At 41.4% G+C, this 16208-nt stretch carries 14 protein-coding genes; 12 read left to right on the top strand and 2 right to left on the bottom strand.

What is annotated here, in order from left to right; translation table 11 throughout:
* Positions 1-10: 10 nt before the first annotated feature.
* The 11 genes from Q4A21_02605 to obgE all read left to right on the top strand — a co-directional run bounded on the left by Q4A21_02605 (position 11) and on the right by obgE (position 14073).
* Positions 11-1225 (top strand): MFS transporter, encoded by a 1215-nt coding sequence (locus tag Q4A21_02605; protein ID MDO4902425.1) that lies wholly within the window; start codon positions 11-13, stop codon positions 1223-1225.
* A 71-nt stretch (positions 1226-1296) separates the two neighbouring features.
* Positions 1297-2610 carry a phosphoglycerate kinase gene (gene pgk / locus Q4A21_02600; GenBank protein ID MDO4902424.1) on the top strand — a complete coding sequence of 438 codons (1314 nt, stop codon included), beginning with the start codon at positions 1297-1299 and terminating at the stop codon, positions 2608-2610.
* 26 nt (positions 2611-2636) lie between these two features.
* A complete protein-coding gene (tpiA, locus tag Q4A21_02595) occupies positions 2637-3404 on the top strand; it encodes a triose-phosphate isomerase (GenBank protein ID MDO4902423.1) in 768 nt (255 codons plus the stop codon).
* A gap of 3 nt (positions 3405-3407) precedes the next feature.
* The gene (locus Q4A21_02590; GenBank protein ID MDO4902422.1) at positions 3408-4853 is read left to right on the top strand and encodes a hypothetical protein; all 1446 of its coding nucleotides are present in this window, start codon (positions 3408-3410) and stop codon (positions 4851-4853) included.
* 41 nt (positions 4854-4894) lie between these two features.
* Positions 4895-6778 carry an alanine--tRNA ligase gene (locus tag Q4A21_02585; GenBank protein ID MDO4902421.1) on the top strand — a complete coding sequence of 628 codons (1884 nt, stop codon included), beginning with the start codon at positions 4895-4897 and terminating at the stop codon, positions 6776-6778.
* Between the two features lie 117 nt (positions 6779-6895).
* On the top strand, positions 6896-8155 hold the full coding sequence (locus Q4A21_02580; GenBank protein MDO4902420.1) for a cell division FtsA domain-containing protein: 1260 nt from the start codon (positions 6896-6898) through the stop codon (positions 8153-8155).
* A 12-nt stretch (positions 8156-8167) separates the two neighbouring features.
* A complete protein-coding gene (locus Q4A21_02575; GenBank protein MDO4902419.1) occupies positions 8168-9784 on the top strand; it encodes a hypothetical protein in 1617 nt (538 codons plus the stop codon).
* Complete coding sequence (ruvX, locus tag Q4A21_02570; protein MDO4902418.1) at positions 9784-10194, top strand: Holliday junction resolvase RuvX; 411 nt, start codon at positions 9784-9786, stop codon at positions 10192-10194. The genes Q4A21_02575 and ruvX overlap by 1 nt, the downstream gene beginning before the upstream one ends.
* Positions 10195-10205: 11 nt before the next feature.
* A complete protein-coding gene (gene mltG, locus Q4A21_02565) occupies positions 10206-11258 on the top strand; it encodes an endolytic transglycosylase MltG (protein MDO4902417.1) in 1053 nt (350 codons plus the stop codon).
* A 257-nt stretch (positions 11259-11515) separates the two neighbouring features.
* Positions 11516-12679, top strand: a complete 1164-nt coding sequence (locus Q4A21_02560) for a CHAP domain-containing protein (GenBank protein ID MDO4902416.1) — start codon at positions 11516-11518, stop codon at positions 12677-12679.
* A gap of 74 nt (positions 12680-12753) precedes the next feature.
* Positions 12754-14073, top strand: a complete 1320-nt coding sequence (gene obgE / locus Q4A21_02555) for a GTPase ObgE (protein MDO4902415.1) — start codon at positions 12754-12756, stop codon at positions 14071-14073.
* A gap of 43 nt (positions 14074-14116) precedes the next feature.
* On the opposite strand, the gene Q4A21_02550 is transcribed toward obgE, so the two are convergent.
* On the bottom strand, positions 14117-14407 hold the full coding sequence (locus Q4A21_02550; protein MDO4902414.1) for a hypothetical protein: 291 nt from the start codon (positions 14405-14407) through the stop codon (positions 14117-14119).
* 30 nt (positions 14408-14437) lie between these two features.
* Positions 14438-14593 carry a hypothetical protein gene (locus Q4A21_02545; GenBank protein ID MDO4902413.1) on the bottom strand — a complete coding sequence of 52 codons (156 nt, stop codon included), beginning with the start codon at positions 14591-14593 and terminating at the stop codon, positions 14438-14440.
* Positions 14594-14735: 142 nt separating this feature from the next.
* Between Q4A21_02545 and sbcB the strand changes: the two genes are divergently transcribed.
* Positions 14736-16190 (top strand): exodeoxyribonuclease I, encoded by a 1455-nt coding sequence (gene sbcB, locus Q4A21_02540; protein ID MDO4902412.1) that lies wholly within the window; start codon positions 14736-14738, stop codon positions 16188-16190.
* The last annotated feature ends 18 nt before the right edge of the window (positions 16191-16208 follow it).

Here is a 16208-nt window from a genome sequence, read left to right as displayed (position 1 = left end):
AATATCGCTTATGGTTAAAGATTTTTTAAGAAAAATTAGACAAAAACGCAATTATTGGTTCTTGGCGAATTTTGATGAAATCCGCATTATTTATGTTGCGGATTTGTTTCGAAGTGTCGCGATAAATTTGACCAGTGGCATTGTTTTTATGTATTTTTATAAAATTAGCTACGGCTGGTCAGGCGTTTTGTTGTTATTGGCGTTGTCGTATCTGATTAAATTGGTGTTTCTGTGGGTTGGCGGATTTTATATTGCCAAACATGGTCCAAAGCATGGAATTTTGCTGTCAAATTTACTACATATTCCGATGATGATTTTTGCTTCTATGGCGAAAGAATTTGGCGTGTGGATGGCGATTTTGACAATTTTTATTCAAGGCGCGGCGATTTCGATTCATAATATTTCAAAATATGTTAATTTTGCTAAGGTGAAGAGCGTGAAAAACGCCGGCAAGCAACTTGGCGTAATGAGTATTATCGAAAAGGGCGCGGGGATTTTTTCGCCACTTTTTGGTGGATTTTTGGCGATGAATTTTGGTCCACAGGCGGCGATGTTGGTTTCTGCGGGGCTTTTTGCCTTTTCGGCGATTCCGCTACTTTCGACAAGAGAGGCTACGGCGACAAATATCAAATTAAACTTCAAGAAATTTCCGGTTAAAAAATATTTGAAGACGGTTTTCTTGCCGCAAATTTGGGTTTCGCCACCAACTTCAGTAATTCATTATGTTTGGAGTGTTTTTGTGCCAATTTTTATTTTTTCGAAGGAGAATCCGTATGGCGTGATGTCGGCTCTGGCGAGTTTGACGGCAGTGTTTCAAATTATTTCGGCGATTATTGTTGGAAAGCTTATCGATAAGCGACTTGGTGGGAAGATGCTTCGAGCTTCGTTGTTTTTTAGGGGCTTGGCGAATGCTGTTCGAGGGTTGTTTGTGAATTCCGTTTTTGGTGTGGTGGCGACACAGTTTGTGACGGGGTTGACTTCTGTTGGGCAATCGATGTCAATGTATAAGGGTGCGGCTTTTGAGGCGGAAGATTCTGGGATGCGGATTGAATATAATGTAATCCAAGAATCGTTTTTCTTTATTGGGTCTCTGATTTATTCGATTATTTTGTATTTTCTATACCTCTGGTTTGGCGCAGAAGCGGGAATTCGAATTTTTATGGTGATTTCTGGTCTGACACTGATGTTATTTGGTGACATAAAATATAGTGTTTATAGAAAATAGTTATTGATATTCTTTGATGCTTATGTTAAAATAATAGCAAATATTCTAAAATAAAAAATAAAAGGACCAAAATGTTCAATAAAAAAACAATCAGAGATGTTTATCTGCGCGGAAAAACCGTGCTTCTTCGGGCGGATTATAATGTGCCGATTGAATATCTGGAAAGTGGTGACGCTCGGATTTTGAGTAATTTCCGTGTGCGGGCAAGTTTGCCGACCCTAAGATTTTTAATTGAAGCGGGTGTGAAGAAAATTGTGCTGATTTCTCATCTTGGCAGGCCAGAGAGTTTTAATAATTTGAGTGAATTTGCTCGCGCCGAGAGGCTGGAAAATGGTGACTTGAAATTCTCGATGAGACCAGTATTTGATGAGTTGCGGATTTTGCTCGCCGCAGAAATGGGGCGCAATCTATTGATGAATTTTCATCCTGTGCCGATTTTTCCTGAAACTAAATTTTTTACTTCACTCAAAGATTCGCCAGACAACTATAAAATCGAAATGCTGGAAAATTTGCGATTTTTCAAAGGCGAGAAGAAAAATTCGCCAGAATTTGCGCAGAAATTATTAGAAATTACTGGGGCGGACTTGTTTATTCAAGATGGGTTTGGCGTGATTCATCGCGAGCATACTTCGACAAGTGCGATTACGCAGATTTTGCCGAGTGTGGCAGGATTTTTGCTTGAGAGAGAAGTTTCGACCATTTTTAAGGCTCTTCGCAGTCCATCTCTACCGCTCAGTGTGGTGATGGGTGGCGCCAAAATCAGTGATAAATTACCTCTGGTAGAGAATTTTATTGACAAATCTGATAATCTGATTCTTGGTGGCGCGCTTGCTAACACTTTTTTGGATTTTTATAATTTTGAAGTTGGGAAAAGCAAAATTGAGGCGGAGCAAGATCAGGTGATTCTTCAGGTGGAATCTCGCGCGCGTGCAAAATTTGGCGAAGGATTTCGAAAGAAGTTTATTCTGCCTACCGAATTTGGCGTAAGCAAAGAATTCAGTAAGACTGCGCCTCGAAAGCCAGCGAATTTGAACCAAATCCAAAAAGATGACATAATACTTGACATTGGAGAAGATTATGCTAAATATTGCGCCAAAATTCTTAAAAATTCTAAGACTATAATGTGGAACGGCACGCTTGGCGTGAGTGAACTCGATAATTTTAGTGTAGGATCCGAGATTATCGCTGAGTCAATCTCTGAGGCTACCAGAAACGGTGCGACTTCGATAATAGGCGGTGGCGACACTTCTGCTTTTGCCTTAAAATATTTAGAAGAAAATCCAGAAGTCGGAAAATTTTCTTTAATCTCGACTGGTGGCGGTGCGGCATTGGAACTCATGAGCGGGAAAAATTTGCCCGGACTGGATGCTTTACAAGATAAATAAAAAATGCTAAAATAAGGATAAGAATTATGAAAAAGAAACTTGTTATCGCCAACTGGAAAATGAACTTAAATATGCACGAGTCGAGCATTTTTCTTCATAAATTGAGTGAAAAGGTCAAGACTCATCGCGCGATTGATGTGATTTTAGCACCATCGATTTTTACGCTCCAATCGCTGAGTATTCAGGTGAATCATCGCCAATTTAAGTTGGCTGCGCAGAATTTTTACTGGCGCGATCATGGTGCATTTACTGGAGAGGTGGCGATTTCGCAGTTGCGCGGAATTGTTCAGTATGCGATTGTTGGACACAGTGAGCGGCGAAATTTATTTTTCGAAAGTGATAAAGAAGTCCGCGCTAAAGTCGCTGCGGCGATTAGAAATAATATTAGGCCGATTCTTTGTATTGGCGAAAATGCCGACGAGCGCAATTTTGGCGAGACCAATTTAGTGCTTTCTGACCAACTTGCTGGTGGACTGGCTAATGTTTCGAGCGAGGATATCGAAAAGATTGTAATTGCCTACGAGCCGGTTTGGGCGATAGGTACAGGGGTGAATGCTAAGCCTAATGACATCAAGGTGGCGGCACGAGTGATTAGAAATCAGATTAAAGAACTTTACGGCGCAGAGATGGCCAAGAAAATTCAAGTGGTTTACGGAGGTAGTATCCAACCGGAAAGTGCTGCGGACTATTCCAAGATAGATGAGATTGACGGACTATTTGTGGGTGGCGCAAGCCTGAGCGCAGAAAAATTTACACAGATTATAGATAAAGTTTATGAAACAGTGAAAGGGTAGGCAATGCGAGACATAGATTTTGATGAATTGGACAAAGCGGTAAATAATTATTTAGACAAAAAGCCAGAGATGAAGAAGTCTGAAAAGACTATGGAAATTTTGGCCGAAGAAAATCCAGCGGAAGAAAAATCCAAAAAAGTTGAGATGAAGGATGAGCGAAGAATGGTTTTTTCTCGAAGGCGAGTTGTTGATGCTGGCAGTTTTCATCGCGGGATCGCATCCTCGGAGGTCGAAGCACCTTCTCGGGTATCAGAAATTGAAGAAAGGCCTGTCGATGAGCCGACGACCGAGCCTGATTTTTCTAAACTTTTGAGTGAGAATTCTGACAAAGTTCTGAGTGAAATTTCCAGCAAGACAGACAGGGCTATTGAAAACTTCATCGATAAAAATATTTCACAATATAATAAAGAAAATTCAAGTATAGAAAAAGCAGATATTTCTGAAAAAGTTCATGTTGATGATGCGGAAAATTATTCTGACAAACGAGATTCTTTTGATGAGGTTTTGGCGTTAAATAAGAGCGACTATCAGGCGCCGGTCCTTGAGCAGATTGATATTTCTCCAGATGAAATTGATGAAAGTGAGTTTGAAACTTCTGATAAAGATAAAAAAGATATCGAGGCAGAAGAGAAGTCTGAAATTCACGCAGAAATCAGTCGAGATAATTTAGTCATTCCAACTCGTCCAGGTGTTTACAAAATTGAAGAAAATGGTGAAATGAATGTTTTTTCTGGGTCTAAAAAATCTGAAAATACTAAAGAAATCCAAGATTCACCTAAAGAAGACGATGAAGAGTCTGAAAAAATTAATGTTTCTATCAAAAAGTTTGCGGATGAGCCTATTGATGACAACGCTCCAATTTTGACAGAAAAAATGATCCAAGAAAAGCAGGAGTCTTCAGAAAAAACTGAAGTTGCAGAAGAAAAGCCTGTAAAAATTGGAATTAATTTTGCCGATAGCGACGACTTGAAGGTTGACGACACTCAGACGAAGGAATCAACTCTAGACAATTCTTCTAAAACGGACGAAGAAATTGAAGATGCGATGAATATTTTGGCTTCCAAGCCCTTTGAAAAACCTAATAAGCCAGAGAAAATTATCACGCAACCAATTTCGTCAAGCGCAAAACTTTCTGCAGAAGAAATCAAAACTCCATTTGTCGCTAACGCAAAAATCGATAAGCGACCTCTCGGAATGGGCGCACCTACCGGCGTTTCTAACTTCGAAATGAAGAATGATTTTGCGAAAAGAAAAAAAGAAATTCGTCGTGCCAAAATGGATAATCCTGAGCCTTCAACTCCGATGCTGGCGCGCGACGAGTACACTGCACCTACCGTTCATAAGAAAAAAAAGTCTGGCTGGGGTGCTGTGCTGGCGATGATTTTAGTGATGGGACTTGTGGCGGCAGGCGTCGGCTTGGCGGTTTACTACTTTTCGTTAAATAATTAAAAAACTGGATTTTTAGCGCAAAATTTGATAGAATATATCTTATGACAGCGCAAGAAATTCGAAAATTATACCTAGATTTTATGAAGAAAAAAGGCCACGCCCAGATTAAGCGTGCGCCTTTGATTTTGAAAAATGACCCAACTACACTTTTTACTGGTAGTGGAATGCAGCCACTTTTGCCGTATCTTTTGGGTGAAAAACACCCAAAAGGCGTGCGATTAACAGATAGTCAGACTTGTCTGCGTGCGCAAGACATCGATGATGTCGGCGATAATCGGCATACGACATTTTTTGAGATGCTCGGAAACTGGTCACTGGGCGATTATTTTAAGGAAGAGCAGATTCGCCAATTCTTCGAATTTTTAGTGGATGAAGTTGGTCTTGACCCGCACAAAATCTATGTTTCTTGCTTTATAGGTGATGAAAAATACGGCATTCCGCGTGATGATACGAGTGCGCAAATTTGGCAAAAAATTTTTGCGGAGAAGGGTATTGACGCTAAAATCGTTGAACTTGGCACGGCTGAAAATGGCGACAAACTTGGACTTCAGGGCGGACGGATTTTCTTCTATAATGATAAGGAAAACTGGTGGAGCCGTGGTGGTGGTCTTGATAGTACGCCGATTGGCGATCCTTGTGGTCCTGACAGCGAGGTTTTTTACGACTTTGGTGAAGAGAATCACGATGCAAGTTTTGGGCTTGCACATCCAGCCAGCGATAGCGGTCGATTTATGGAGATTGGTAATCAGGTGTTTATGGAATATCGTCGAATGGAGGACGGAAGTTTCCAGCCACTCGAGAATAAAAATGTTGACTTTGGTGGAGGTTTGGAGCGAATCGCGGCTGCCAAAATCGGCTCGCCCGATGTTTTCAAAATTAGCGTGATGAAGCCGATTATTGATAAACTCGAAGAAATTTCTGGTAAAAATTACAACGATTTTACTTCTTCGATGCGTGTGATCGCGGATCATTTGCGCAGTGCGACTTTTTTGGCGGTTGATGGATGCGTACCAAGCAATAAGGAGCAGGGTTATGTGATGCGAAAATTCATTCGGCGCGCGATGTCTAAGGCTTTTGATCTTGGAATTGAAGAAAATTTCATCGAAAAAATCGTGCCAGAGATCGTTGCGATCTACGCCCCTGATTATGCAGAGGTTGCAGAAAGTGCTGAAGATATTGTCGCTGTTATGGTTAAGGAGGAGAAGGCGTTTCGAAGGACTTTGAATAAAGGTTTGAAAGAACTTGAAAAATTTGCAGAAGATGGTCTAACTGGTGTTGAGTTGTTCCAACTTTACGACACCTATGGATTTCCTGTTGAACTTTCGACCGAAGAAGCGCTTCGTCGAGAAATTTCTCTCAGCTCGGACTGGCTAGAAGAATTTGCTGAAAAGATGCGAGAACAGCGCGAACGCTCACAAACTGCTTCGAAGGGTAAATTTAAGGGCGGACTCGGTGGCCAGACACGCGAACATCTTAAACTTCACACCGCAACTCACTTGATGAATGCGGCACTCAGGATTGTCTTGGGCGAAGAAATTGCCCAGCGCGGCTCCAATATTGACGAAACTCGCCTCCGCTTCGACTTTACTTTTGATCGAAAATTGACGGACGAAGAAAAACTCTCTGTCGAAAATTTGGTCAACGAGCAAATCAAAAAGGGATTGGAAGTTTCGTGGGCGGAATTTGACACGGATTACGCCTTGAACGAGCTTAAAGCGATCGGTGTTTTTGGCGACAAATATGGTGAAAAAGTTAAAGTTTACACAATGAAAGCCGACGGCGAGGCTCCTTTCAGTGTCGAAATCTGTGGTGGTCCACATGTCGAGAACACTCGTGAACTCGCAGAAGGTGGCAAAAAATTCAAGATTAAAAAAGAGCAGTCTTCGAGCGCAGGCGTGCGCCGAATCAAGGCAGTTCTCCAATAAAATTGAATCAGTCTAAAGTTTCGACTTTGGGCTGATTTTTTTCAAAAAAACAAGTTTTCAGGTTTTTGGGTATAAAAATTTGACCAAAAACCATAAGTGCGATATAATAAAATTACTATGTTTTTCAAAAATAAGCAACCACAACCCGCCACTGATAATTATATTGTTGCGCTTGACATTGGAACTGAGTTTGTTAAGGCGCTAATCGCTGAAGTTGATGGCGACGACCTTAAGGTTGTCGGCGTTGGTCGAGCACGGCAACAGGTTTCAGATATGCATTCTGGGGCGATTGCTGATATTGCCAGTGTGGTTCAAAATTGTGAGAATGCTTTGATTGAAGCAGAGGATGAAGCAGGCGTTCAGGCGACGCTTGCGATCGTTGGCATTGCTGGAGAACTCGTTAAAGGCTCAACCAACACTATTAGATATAGAAGGCCGCAGCCCAATAAACCATTGGATGAAGCGGAAATGGAATTTATTATTGATAAAATTCACGAAAGGGCTCAACTCAAAGCACAGCGAGAAATTGCTCTCGAAACCGGCAATAAAGAAGCAGAGATTAAACTTGTCAACTCCGCGATTGTTGGAATTCATATAGATGGTTATAAAGTTTCCAACCCAATTGGATTTCAGGGTAAGGATGTGGCAATCCAGATTTATACTGCATTTGCGCCAACTGTTCATATTGGCGCGATTGAGCGTGTGGCCAATGAACTCGCACTTGACCTTTTGGCGGTTGCAGCCGAGCCTTTTGCTGTAGCAAGAAGTGTTATTGGTACTGATTCTTCGAGCAATTTTACGGCGATTTTGGCGGATGTTGGCGGTGGAACAACAGACATCGCGGTTGTTAATGATGGTGGTGTTGAAGGCACTAAAATGTTTGGTATTGGCGGTAGGAGTTTCACTAATCAGATTGCCAACGAGATGAGCCTTTCTTACAAAAATGCGGAGAAATTGAAACTTAGCCTTAATGGTGAAAACCTCAAATCTGAAGTGGGCAAGCAAGCACTTGAATCTGTTGAAAAAACTCTCGAAGTTTGGCTCTCCGGGGTTGAACTTGCCTTGGGCGACTTTGACAATGTGGATTATCTACCTAACAAAATTTTGCTTTGTGGTGGCGGGGCGAGCCTTTCTAATCTCGCGGATTCTCTCAGGAAAACCGATTGGTGGCAAGATTTACCTTTCTCTAAAAAGCCCGTAGTCAAGCACATTCAGCCAGAAGAAGTTTCTGGAATTACCGACAAGACTGGCAAAATCACCGACCACACCTTTATCACAGCAATGGGTCTTCTCCGAGTCGGATACGATACTTTAGGGAGCGCGGATAATTCGAATGAAAGTTTTAAGGACAAGTTAAACAAGATTTTGCGAAATTAACAGAGGTAAGAAATGGAAGAAAAGATTAAAAAAGATGTAATCTATATAGATATCGAGGATGATATCACCGATATTGTCGAAAAGGTTAAAAATTCGAAAGAAAAAATCATCGCAATTGTGCCACCTAAAAGTATTGGCGTTCTTCGAAGTAGTGTAAATTTGCGCCTTTTAGCCAAAACTTCGACCAAAGTCGGCAAAAGAATTGTGATAGTGACAAGCAATCCATCTCTTGTAACAATGGCTGGGTCTGCTTCAATTCCTGTCGCTAAAACTCTTCAAAGCAAGCCAGAAATTCCAGAAATTGATGTTTTGGAGGTTGATGGAGAAGATGTCATCGATGGCGAGGCTCTGCCTGTGGCTGAATTTGCTGGAAAGAGCAAGGATGAAAAAGAAGCGGAGATGCTTGATAATCTTGACATTGATGATAATAAGACTTTTTCGAAAGCCAAGCCGGAGGTCAAAAAAGACGCCCGCAAAAAATCTGCGATTAAAGTTCCTAATTTTAACGCTTTCCGAAAGAAGATTTTTATTTTTGGCGGACTTAGTCTCGTTTTAATTGCTTCCTTGGTCTGGGCGATTGTCTTTGCGCCAGCAGCAACGGTGACAATTTCTGCTAAAACTTCTGATCTGAATATTTCTGAGAAGGTTTCGCTTTCAACTTCTGCGGCAGAAATTGATTCTGGAAAAGGAATTTTGCCACTAAAAACTGAAGTAGTTGAAAAAGTTGAAGAAATTAAATTTGAGGCTACTGGCACCAAAGAAGATGGTGAGGCGGCGAGTGGAACTTTAACATTGTCGCAGAGCACAGAGAGTGATCCTGTAACTGTCAAATCTGGAACGGCTTTTTCTGCTGGAGGATGTAATTTTGTAACTACTGGGACTGCAACAATTCCTGGCGCGCGACTTCGAGGCGGGTCGGTTACTGCTGGCTCTACTTCTGTGAACATTCGAGCAACACAGATTGGAGAGCAGTGTAATTTGCCTGCGCAAAGATATTCTTCATCTGTTGATGGCGTTTCTGCTAATGGAGGACAACTTTCTGGCGGAAGTAAGAGAACTTACAAAGTTGTGAGTGAAAATGATGTAAATGCGGCCCGCCAAAAACTTAGCGAGGCTAAAAATGATGGCGTAAAGAATGAACTTCTTGCCAAATTTGATAGTAATTTCAAGATCATTGATGAAAGTTACGCCATAGAAACTGGTGAAATTGAACTTTCTCCTAATGTCGGCCAAGAGGCGCCAAATGGTGCAGTCGCTAAAATTAAATCTAAATATCGAATTTCCGCAATTTCAAAAAATGATATCGACCAATATCTTAAAAACTTGACCAATTCTAAAATTAAGGCTGATTCTAAACAGATCTTTGGTGAAGGAATTAAAGATTTCCAAATTACTAATTTTAACTCCGGTGAGTCAAGTGCCAATATCTCTGCTACCGCAAAAATCGGTCCTAAGATTAATGAATCAGAACTTAAAAACCAAATCAAAGGCAAAGTTTTTGGCGAAGTTCAATCTAAAATTGAGGCTATCGAAGGCGTTCGAAATGTCGATGTGAAATTCTCATATTTCTGGGTTTCTAAGATTCCAAATGATGACAAAAAAATCACAATTAAATTTACGGTAGAATAATGAAAACTCGTAAATTAATGTGCTTGGATGTCGGCACTCGCAGAATTGGCGTTGCCCTGGCGGATTCTAGTATTAGGATTTCGATCCCATTTACTACTGTTGAGACGGATGATTCTGGATCAGAAATCGAGCAGATTGCTAAAATCATAGCGGCAGAAGAGATAGATACTCTTGTCGTGGGCCTACCTAGAAATTTGAGCGGAGAAGAGACTGCTCAAAGCGTCTTCACTAAAAACTTCGCACAAAATTTTGAAGATTTGGTTGGAAAAATTGTTTTTCAAGATGAGAGTTTGACGAGCGTTCAGGCTGAAAATTTGCTCAAAAGTTATAAAAAGCCATACTCCAAGGCTGATATCGATATGAATGCGGCGGCTTTGATTTTACAAGATTATTTAGAAGAGAATTTTTAGAAAGGTGGAAAGTGGAGAAGAAGAAAAATTTTAAGAAGATTGGGCTAATTTTATTGGTGATTTTGCTCCCCTTGTTTTCTTTTGGCGGCACGGTTATGTTCAAATATTTTAACGATATATCTGTAAAAACTCGCGGACAAGATACGCAAATTATCGTCAATTCTGGTGAAACTTTACCGCAAATCGCAGAAAAATTAAAGAATTTCGGCTGGATTTCTAATAAAAAATCTTTTGAATTTTATGCTAAGTTCAACAAAAAAACAGATTTCAAGGCTGGAGTATATAAATTTGAAGGAGAGAAGTCTATTCCAGAGATTTTGGAGATTTTGAATTCTGGCCAAGTTCAGAAGACTTTTGCGGTCACATTTTTGCCCGGTGGCACGGTGGGTGGTGCAAAGAAATCGTTAATCTCTGCTGGATTTTCCGAACAGGAAGTTGATGAAGCCTTAAAATTGGATTACTCCAAAGATTTCCCTGTGCTTTTTGCCGATAAGCCTGCTGATGCGGACCTTGAAGGTTATTTTTATGGCGAGACACATATCTTCGAAAAAGGCACGAGTGCTAAAGTGGTGATTTCGAGATTTTTCTTGGACTTTGAAAAGAAGATCAAAGAGATGGATCTTGCTGAAAAATTCAAGAAACGCGACCTTAATCTTTACCAAGGTATAACCTTAGCGTCAATTGTTCAAAAAGAATCTATTGGCTGTGGAGCAAAGTTGATTTGCGAAGACCAAAGGCAAATTGCTGGCGTTTTCTTTAATAGAATGAAGCAGGGAATGAATCTTGGATCAGATGTAACTTATCAGTATATCGCCGATAAAACAGGGGTGGCGCGTGATACGCAGTTAAGTTCTCCATATAATCTCCGCATCAATCCTGGATTAACACCAACACCTATCTCAACGCCAAGTTTATCCGCTCTAAATGCGGTGGCTGAACCTGCTGAGCACGATTATTTATTCTTTCTAAGTGGGGATGATGACCAGACTTATTTTGGTAAAACTTCTGCTGATCACGAGAAGAATATAGTCAACCACTGTAAAGAAAAATGTAAAATCATTTAACTTGTGTTAAAATGCCCTAAAACCTTGACTTTTGGGGTATTTTTTGGTAAAATACGGATGTAAATCGTGGTAAAAATTTATGGAGAATTGAGATTTTATCAGCGAGGCACCTGCCAGAAATTGTCGTAAGAGCGCACGATTTAAACTAATATTAACTAATAAAGGTCGACACCGTGCTCGTCTCAATAGAGGGACAAAACTAAGGTAGTGCGGCGCAGTAATGCGTCTGCGGGAGAAAGATTATTCGTAATCAACAAATGGTGAAAAAATCACCAAAAATTGAAATTTTGAATTCTAAACACTCAAGATCTGCTAAAATTTCTGGATTTTTGGGTAAATTTAATAACAAAACAACACTAATGTACTCTGCTGTATTTATTGCAGTAGGTACTTTAGCTATACTTGGATCCAATCCTTTAGAGAAAGAATCTCAAGTAAATAGTATTGCGCCGACAGAAACAACTTCTGTTATATCTCAGGTAGAAAGCAAGCCTGCTTCTGTTGATACAGTTTCTGAAACTAACTTAGTAGCCAACTTGGCAGAGAGCGCCAACCTTTCTGTTGCGCCAAACACTGCCAGCCTATCCGTTTCAGTTTCTGTACTTCAGGATTCTTCTACCGAGACTTCTGGTGTGGTAGAAAAGCCTAAGATCCTTGAAGTTGCCAACGAGAACCGTGAGATTAAGACCTATAAGGCAGAGTCCGAAGAAGATATCGCTAAAGTGTCGGAGAAATTCGGTATTACTGCACAAACTATTAAATGGGTGAATAATATCAAGGGTGGCAAGCTTGAAGCGGGCAAAGAAATCCGTATCTTGCCGGTTGATGGTATTGTATATTCGCCAAAAGCCGAAGACAATCTCGAAGAAATTGCTAAAAAATATGAAGCAAGCCTTGAGCGAATTCTTTCTTACAATAATATAGAAAATAATAAACTCGAAGCAGGAAAAGAAATTGTCATCCCTGGCGGTATTTTACCGGAAAAAGAACGCCCAGATTATGTCGCTCCAGTTGCTCGACGATTTTCGGCTTCTTATGGTGTTTCTCAATCGTCAGTTTCCAATTCTGCAATTATTGCTTCCAACTACAACGCTAAAGCCGGGAATGCTTACGCTTGGGGTAACTGTACTTGGTATGTTTATAACCTTCGTCCAGATATCGGAAGTTTCTGGGGTAACGCATCAAGTTGGGCATATAGCGCGCGAGCAGCTGGTTATAAAGTTGATTCAACTCCAGCTGTAGGTTCAATTGCGCAATGGAACCCTTATGCTGGTGGTATGTCCGGTTGGGGACACGTTGCTTATGTCGAGGCTGTTCATGCCGATGGAACAATCACTGTTAGCGAGATGAACACTCGTGGTCTTGGCGTGACAAGCCGAAGGACTATTCCAGCGTCACAAGTGTCCAACTTCATTCACTAAAAATTAAATCACTCTTCAATAAAGAAGGGTGATTTTTGTTGGACAAAATTGCGCCAAAATGTTATAATTGTATTATGTTTATAGATACAGCAAAAGTCTTCATTCAGGCTGGCCGCGGCGGAAATGGTGCGGTTAGTTTTCGGCGCGAATTATACATCGAAAAGGGCGGCCCAGACGGTGGCGATGGTGGACGTGGTGGTGATGTTGTTTTTCGTGCTACTAAGGATCTCAATACTCTTCTTAATTTTCGATATAAGCCAGAACTAAAGGCTAAAAATGGCGAAAGTGGCTCCAAGCGTAACAAAACCGGCAGGTCTGGCGAGCATCTAATCGTTAAAGTTCCGATGGGCACGCTTGTCAAAAAAGATGGCGAAATCCTCGCCGACCTCAAAAAAGACGGAGAAGAAGCCGTAGTCGCGCGCGGCGGTGATGGCGGATTTGGTAACGCACACTTCAAATCTAGCGTCCGTCAAACTCCGCGAGTGGCAGAACTTGGTGAAGAGGGTGAGACTTTTGAAGCAGAACTTGAACTTAAACTTTTGGCGGATGTTGGTCTTGTTGGTTTCCCGAATGCCGGCAAATCAACATTCTTGAGTGTGGTGTCTAATGCCCGCCCAGAGATCGCCAACTATTCTTTTACTACTTTAACGCCTAATCTTGGTGTGGCAGAGATTGACGGATACAATCTGCTGATTGCTGATATTCCAGGTCTGATTGAGGGCGCTAGCGAGGGTAAGGGTCTTGGTGATGCGTTTTTGCGCCACGTTGAGCGTACGGCTGTTTTACTTCATCTAATCGATATCTACGAAGAAAACCCAGCAGAAAAATATCAGATTATCAGAGAAGAACTTCGAAAATACCAACCAGAACTTTTGACTCGACCAGAAATTGTTGCATTGACTAAAAGTGAAGGCATGGATGCGGAACTTATTGAGTTTCAGATTGAAAATCTTCGAAAAGTTGCGGGCGATGCCGAGATTTTTGCGATTTCGTCGAGCGCTCATCAGGGGCTGAAAGATGTTCTTCGGGCTCTTCGAAAGAAAGTTGAAGAAAAGCGCGCACAAGAATTGGCTCTCGAAGAAGAATCTGAATCTCTCGATGATGAAGATCTCGCAGTGATTTCTCTTTCGGAAGAAGAAATTTCCAAGAGTTGGTGGGTTGAGCGAGCGGAAGATGACGACGGCGATGAGTACTTTGTTGTCCGCGGTGACAAGATTGAGAAGTTTGCTCGGCGGACCAACTTTGGCAATATTCATGGCGTGAATCGTCTGCGCGACATTTTGCGCAAGATGGGTATCGAGCGCGAACTCCGCGGTCAAGGTGCTTTGAATAATAGCGTCATCTGTATTGCGGAAAATTATTTTGAACTTGTTGACTCTGAGTGGGAAGATTAAAAAGAAAACCGCCTTTCGAGTGAATGGCGGTGCTTTTTGGAGTTTATTTTCGAAGGCTCTCGACAAAATTGACGATCTCTTCGATCCTTTCTTTGCTGAGCATACTCTCGAAGGCCGATTTTACGACCTCGAGAGATGCTTTATCTGGAATATCTCTCGCTATTTCGAAAAATGCATATTCGATATTTGAAAAAATCAAAGTTGCTGTCTTTGATTTCATCATCTCTGGTACGTCATATCGCATGATAGCGAGCGGTAGGTGTCCCTTAGATGGACTATATAGAAAATCCCCCATCGTGATCGGGGTGGGTTTTTCAAAAGGGTTGAAAACCATATAAGAACCTCCTACTTCTTCGGAATGCGGTTATTTTTCCGCCTCTTCATCTTTTCGAAAAACTTCTTTTTTGTCTTTCGAAGTGTGATTATTGCCCTTGTTTCCGTAAGGTTTTTCGATCAACTTTCCGGTTATGTGTAGCGCAAGGCCAGTAGGATTTGTAGAGTATGGGAATGGATTTGTCATTTTTTCCTCCTTTAATGTGCGAGCCTTTCTCTGGCTAGTCGAGTGAAGTTTTGAAAAACTTCGACAACAAATAAATTATAACACATTCAGGCAAAAATTCAAAGCATTTGCTTTTTGAGTTAAAATAATGTAAAATCAAAGTATGAAAACCTTCTTTTTTTATGATCTTGAAACCAGCGGATTTAGCCCGCGCCGAGATCGGATTATGCAATTTGCTGGACAGAGAACAGATGTGAATTTTGAGCCAATTGGCAAGCCTGTGAATATTCTGGTGCGACTGAATGATGATGTTCTGCCGAGTCCGGGCGCGCTTATGGTGACCAAAATCAGCCCGCAACAGACTGTTGAAGAGGGCTACACGGAGGCGGAATTTGCTCGAATGTGCGCCGAAGAATTCTTCACGCCAGACACAATCGCGGTCGGCTACAACAATATCCGCTTTGACGATGAGCATATGCGACATCTGTTTTGGCGCAATTTTTTCGACCCGTATGAGTGGCAGTGGAAGGATGGTCGAAGTCGCTGGGACTTTCTCGACGTTGTTCGAATGGTGCGCGCGCTCAGGCCTGACGGCATCAATTGGCCTTTTGTCGAAAATCCTGAAACGGGCGAAAAATTCCCCTCAAATAAACTCGAACTTTTGACGAAGGAAAACGGCATCGAGCATGAAAACGCCCACGATGCTTTGGCTGATGTCATTGGCTTGATTGAGGTCGCTAAACTTCTTAAAAAATCGCAACCCCAAATGCTGGACTACTTGCTAAAAATGCGAGAAAAGTCGGAAGTTCAGAAACTCATTAATCTTGAAAATCCAACACCGTTTGTCTATACTTCTGGGCGATTTTCTGCTGAGTTTGAGAAGACTTCGCCCGCGCAAATTGTGGCTCCTGCACCCAACCGTAATGCTGTCATTTGGGATTTACGCATTTCTCCCGAGCCGTTTTTACAGATGTCAGTAGAAGAAATTATTGATAATCTTGAAAGTTCTTGGTCCGAGCGAGATAATACGGATTTTTTGCCAATTCCTGCTAAAATTCTCCAATATAATCGCTGTCCGGCGGTCGCGCCATTTGGTGTTTTAACGGAAGAAAATTTCGAAAGGCTTAAAATCGACAAGGCTGAAATCTTGAAGAACTCTGAAATTTTGAAGCAGAATCCAGTTTTTTGCGAAAATCTTCGTTCTGCTTTCGAGAAACGCAGTCAAAATTACAGCGATTCTGAAGAAAATATTGAAAAACAGCCAGAGGAAATGCTATATGACGGATTTTTGCCGGACATCGATAAGAAAAAAGTTGAGGCTGTCCGCAATGCTAATGCGCGTCAACTTGCCGATTTTAACCCTGATTTTACAGATGAGCGACTTCCAAAATTGCTACTTCATTACAAGGCTCGAATTTTTCCTAAATCACTGACCTTGGATGAAAAATCCGCGTGGGAAAAATATCGCGCTGAAAATATCCAAAAAATGCTGCCGCAATTCTTGAAAGAAATGGAAGAGGTTTCCGCGCAATCAGATCTCTCCAAAGCGCAAGAAAATGTTTTGGAGGACTTGAAACTTTGGCTAGAAAATGTTCTCCCAGAAAATAATTCTGAATAAAATTAAGTTCAAAACAAC

This window comes from bacterium, assembly GCA_030530825.1.
In the GTDB taxonomy this organism is placed as follows: Bacteria; Patescibacteriota; Saccharimonadia; order Saccharimonadales; family Saccharimonadaceae; genus Nanogingivalis.
The sequence above is the reverse complement of the archived record's forward strand: the minus strand, read 5'-3'. Positions and strand labels throughout refer to the sequence as shown.

What these genes read in the sequence shown, in the direction of transcription:
- Q4A21_02605 (MDO4902425.1), top strand. Translation starts at nt 11, where the DNA reads ATGGTTAAAGATTTTTTAAGAAAAATTAGACAAAAACGCAATTATTGG.
- pgk (MDO4902424.1), top strand. Translation starts at nt 1,297, where the DNA reads ATGTTCAATAAAAAAACAATCAGAGATGTTTATCTGCGCGGAAAAACC.
- tpiA (MDO4902423.1), top strand. Translation starts at nt 2,637, where the DNA reads ATGAAAAAGAAACTTGTTATCGCCAACTGGAAAATGAACTTAAATATG.
- Q4A21_02590 (MDO4902422.1), top strand. Translation starts at nt 3,408, where the DNA reads ATGCGAGACATAGATTTTGATGAATTGGACAAAGCGGTAAATAATTAT.
- Q4A21_02585 (MDO4902421.1), top strand. Translation starts at nt 4,895, where the DNA reads ATGACAGCGCAAGAAATTCGAAAATTATACCTAGATTTTATGAAGAAA.
- Q4A21_02580 (MDO4902420.1), top strand. Translation starts at nt 6,896, where the DNA reads ATGTTTTTCAAAAATAAGCAACCACAACCCGCCACTGATAATTATATT.
- Q4A21_02575 (MDO4902419.1), top strand. Translation starts at nt 8,168, where the DNA reads ATGGAAGAAAAGATTAAAAAAGATGTAATCTATATAGATATCGAGGAT.
- ruvX (MDO4902418.1), top strand. Translation starts at nt 9,784, where the DNA reads ATGAAAACTCGTAAATTAATGTGCTTGGATGTCGGCACTCGCAGAATT.
- Q4A21_02560 (MDO4902416.1), top strand. Translation starts at nt 11,516, where the DNA reads ATGGTGAAAAAATCACCAAAAATTGAAATTTTGAATTCTAAACACTCA.
- obgE (MDO4902415.1), top strand. Translation starts at nt 12,754, where the DNA reads ATGTTTATAGATACAGCAAAAGTCTTCATTCAGGCTGGCCGCGGCGGA.
- Q4A21_02550 (MDO4902414.1), bottom strand. Translation starts at nt 14,407, where the DNA reads ATGGTTTTCAACCCTTTTGAAAAACCCACCCCGATCACGATGGGGGAT.
- Q4A21_02545 (MDO4902413.1), bottom strand. Translation starts at nt 14,593, where the DNA reads ATGACAAATCCATTCCCATACTCTACAAATCCTACTGGCCTTGCGCTA.
- sbcB (MDO4902412.1), top strand. Translation starts at nt 14,736, where the DNA reads ATGAAAACCTTCTTTTTTTATGATCTTGAAACCAGCGGATTTAGCCCG.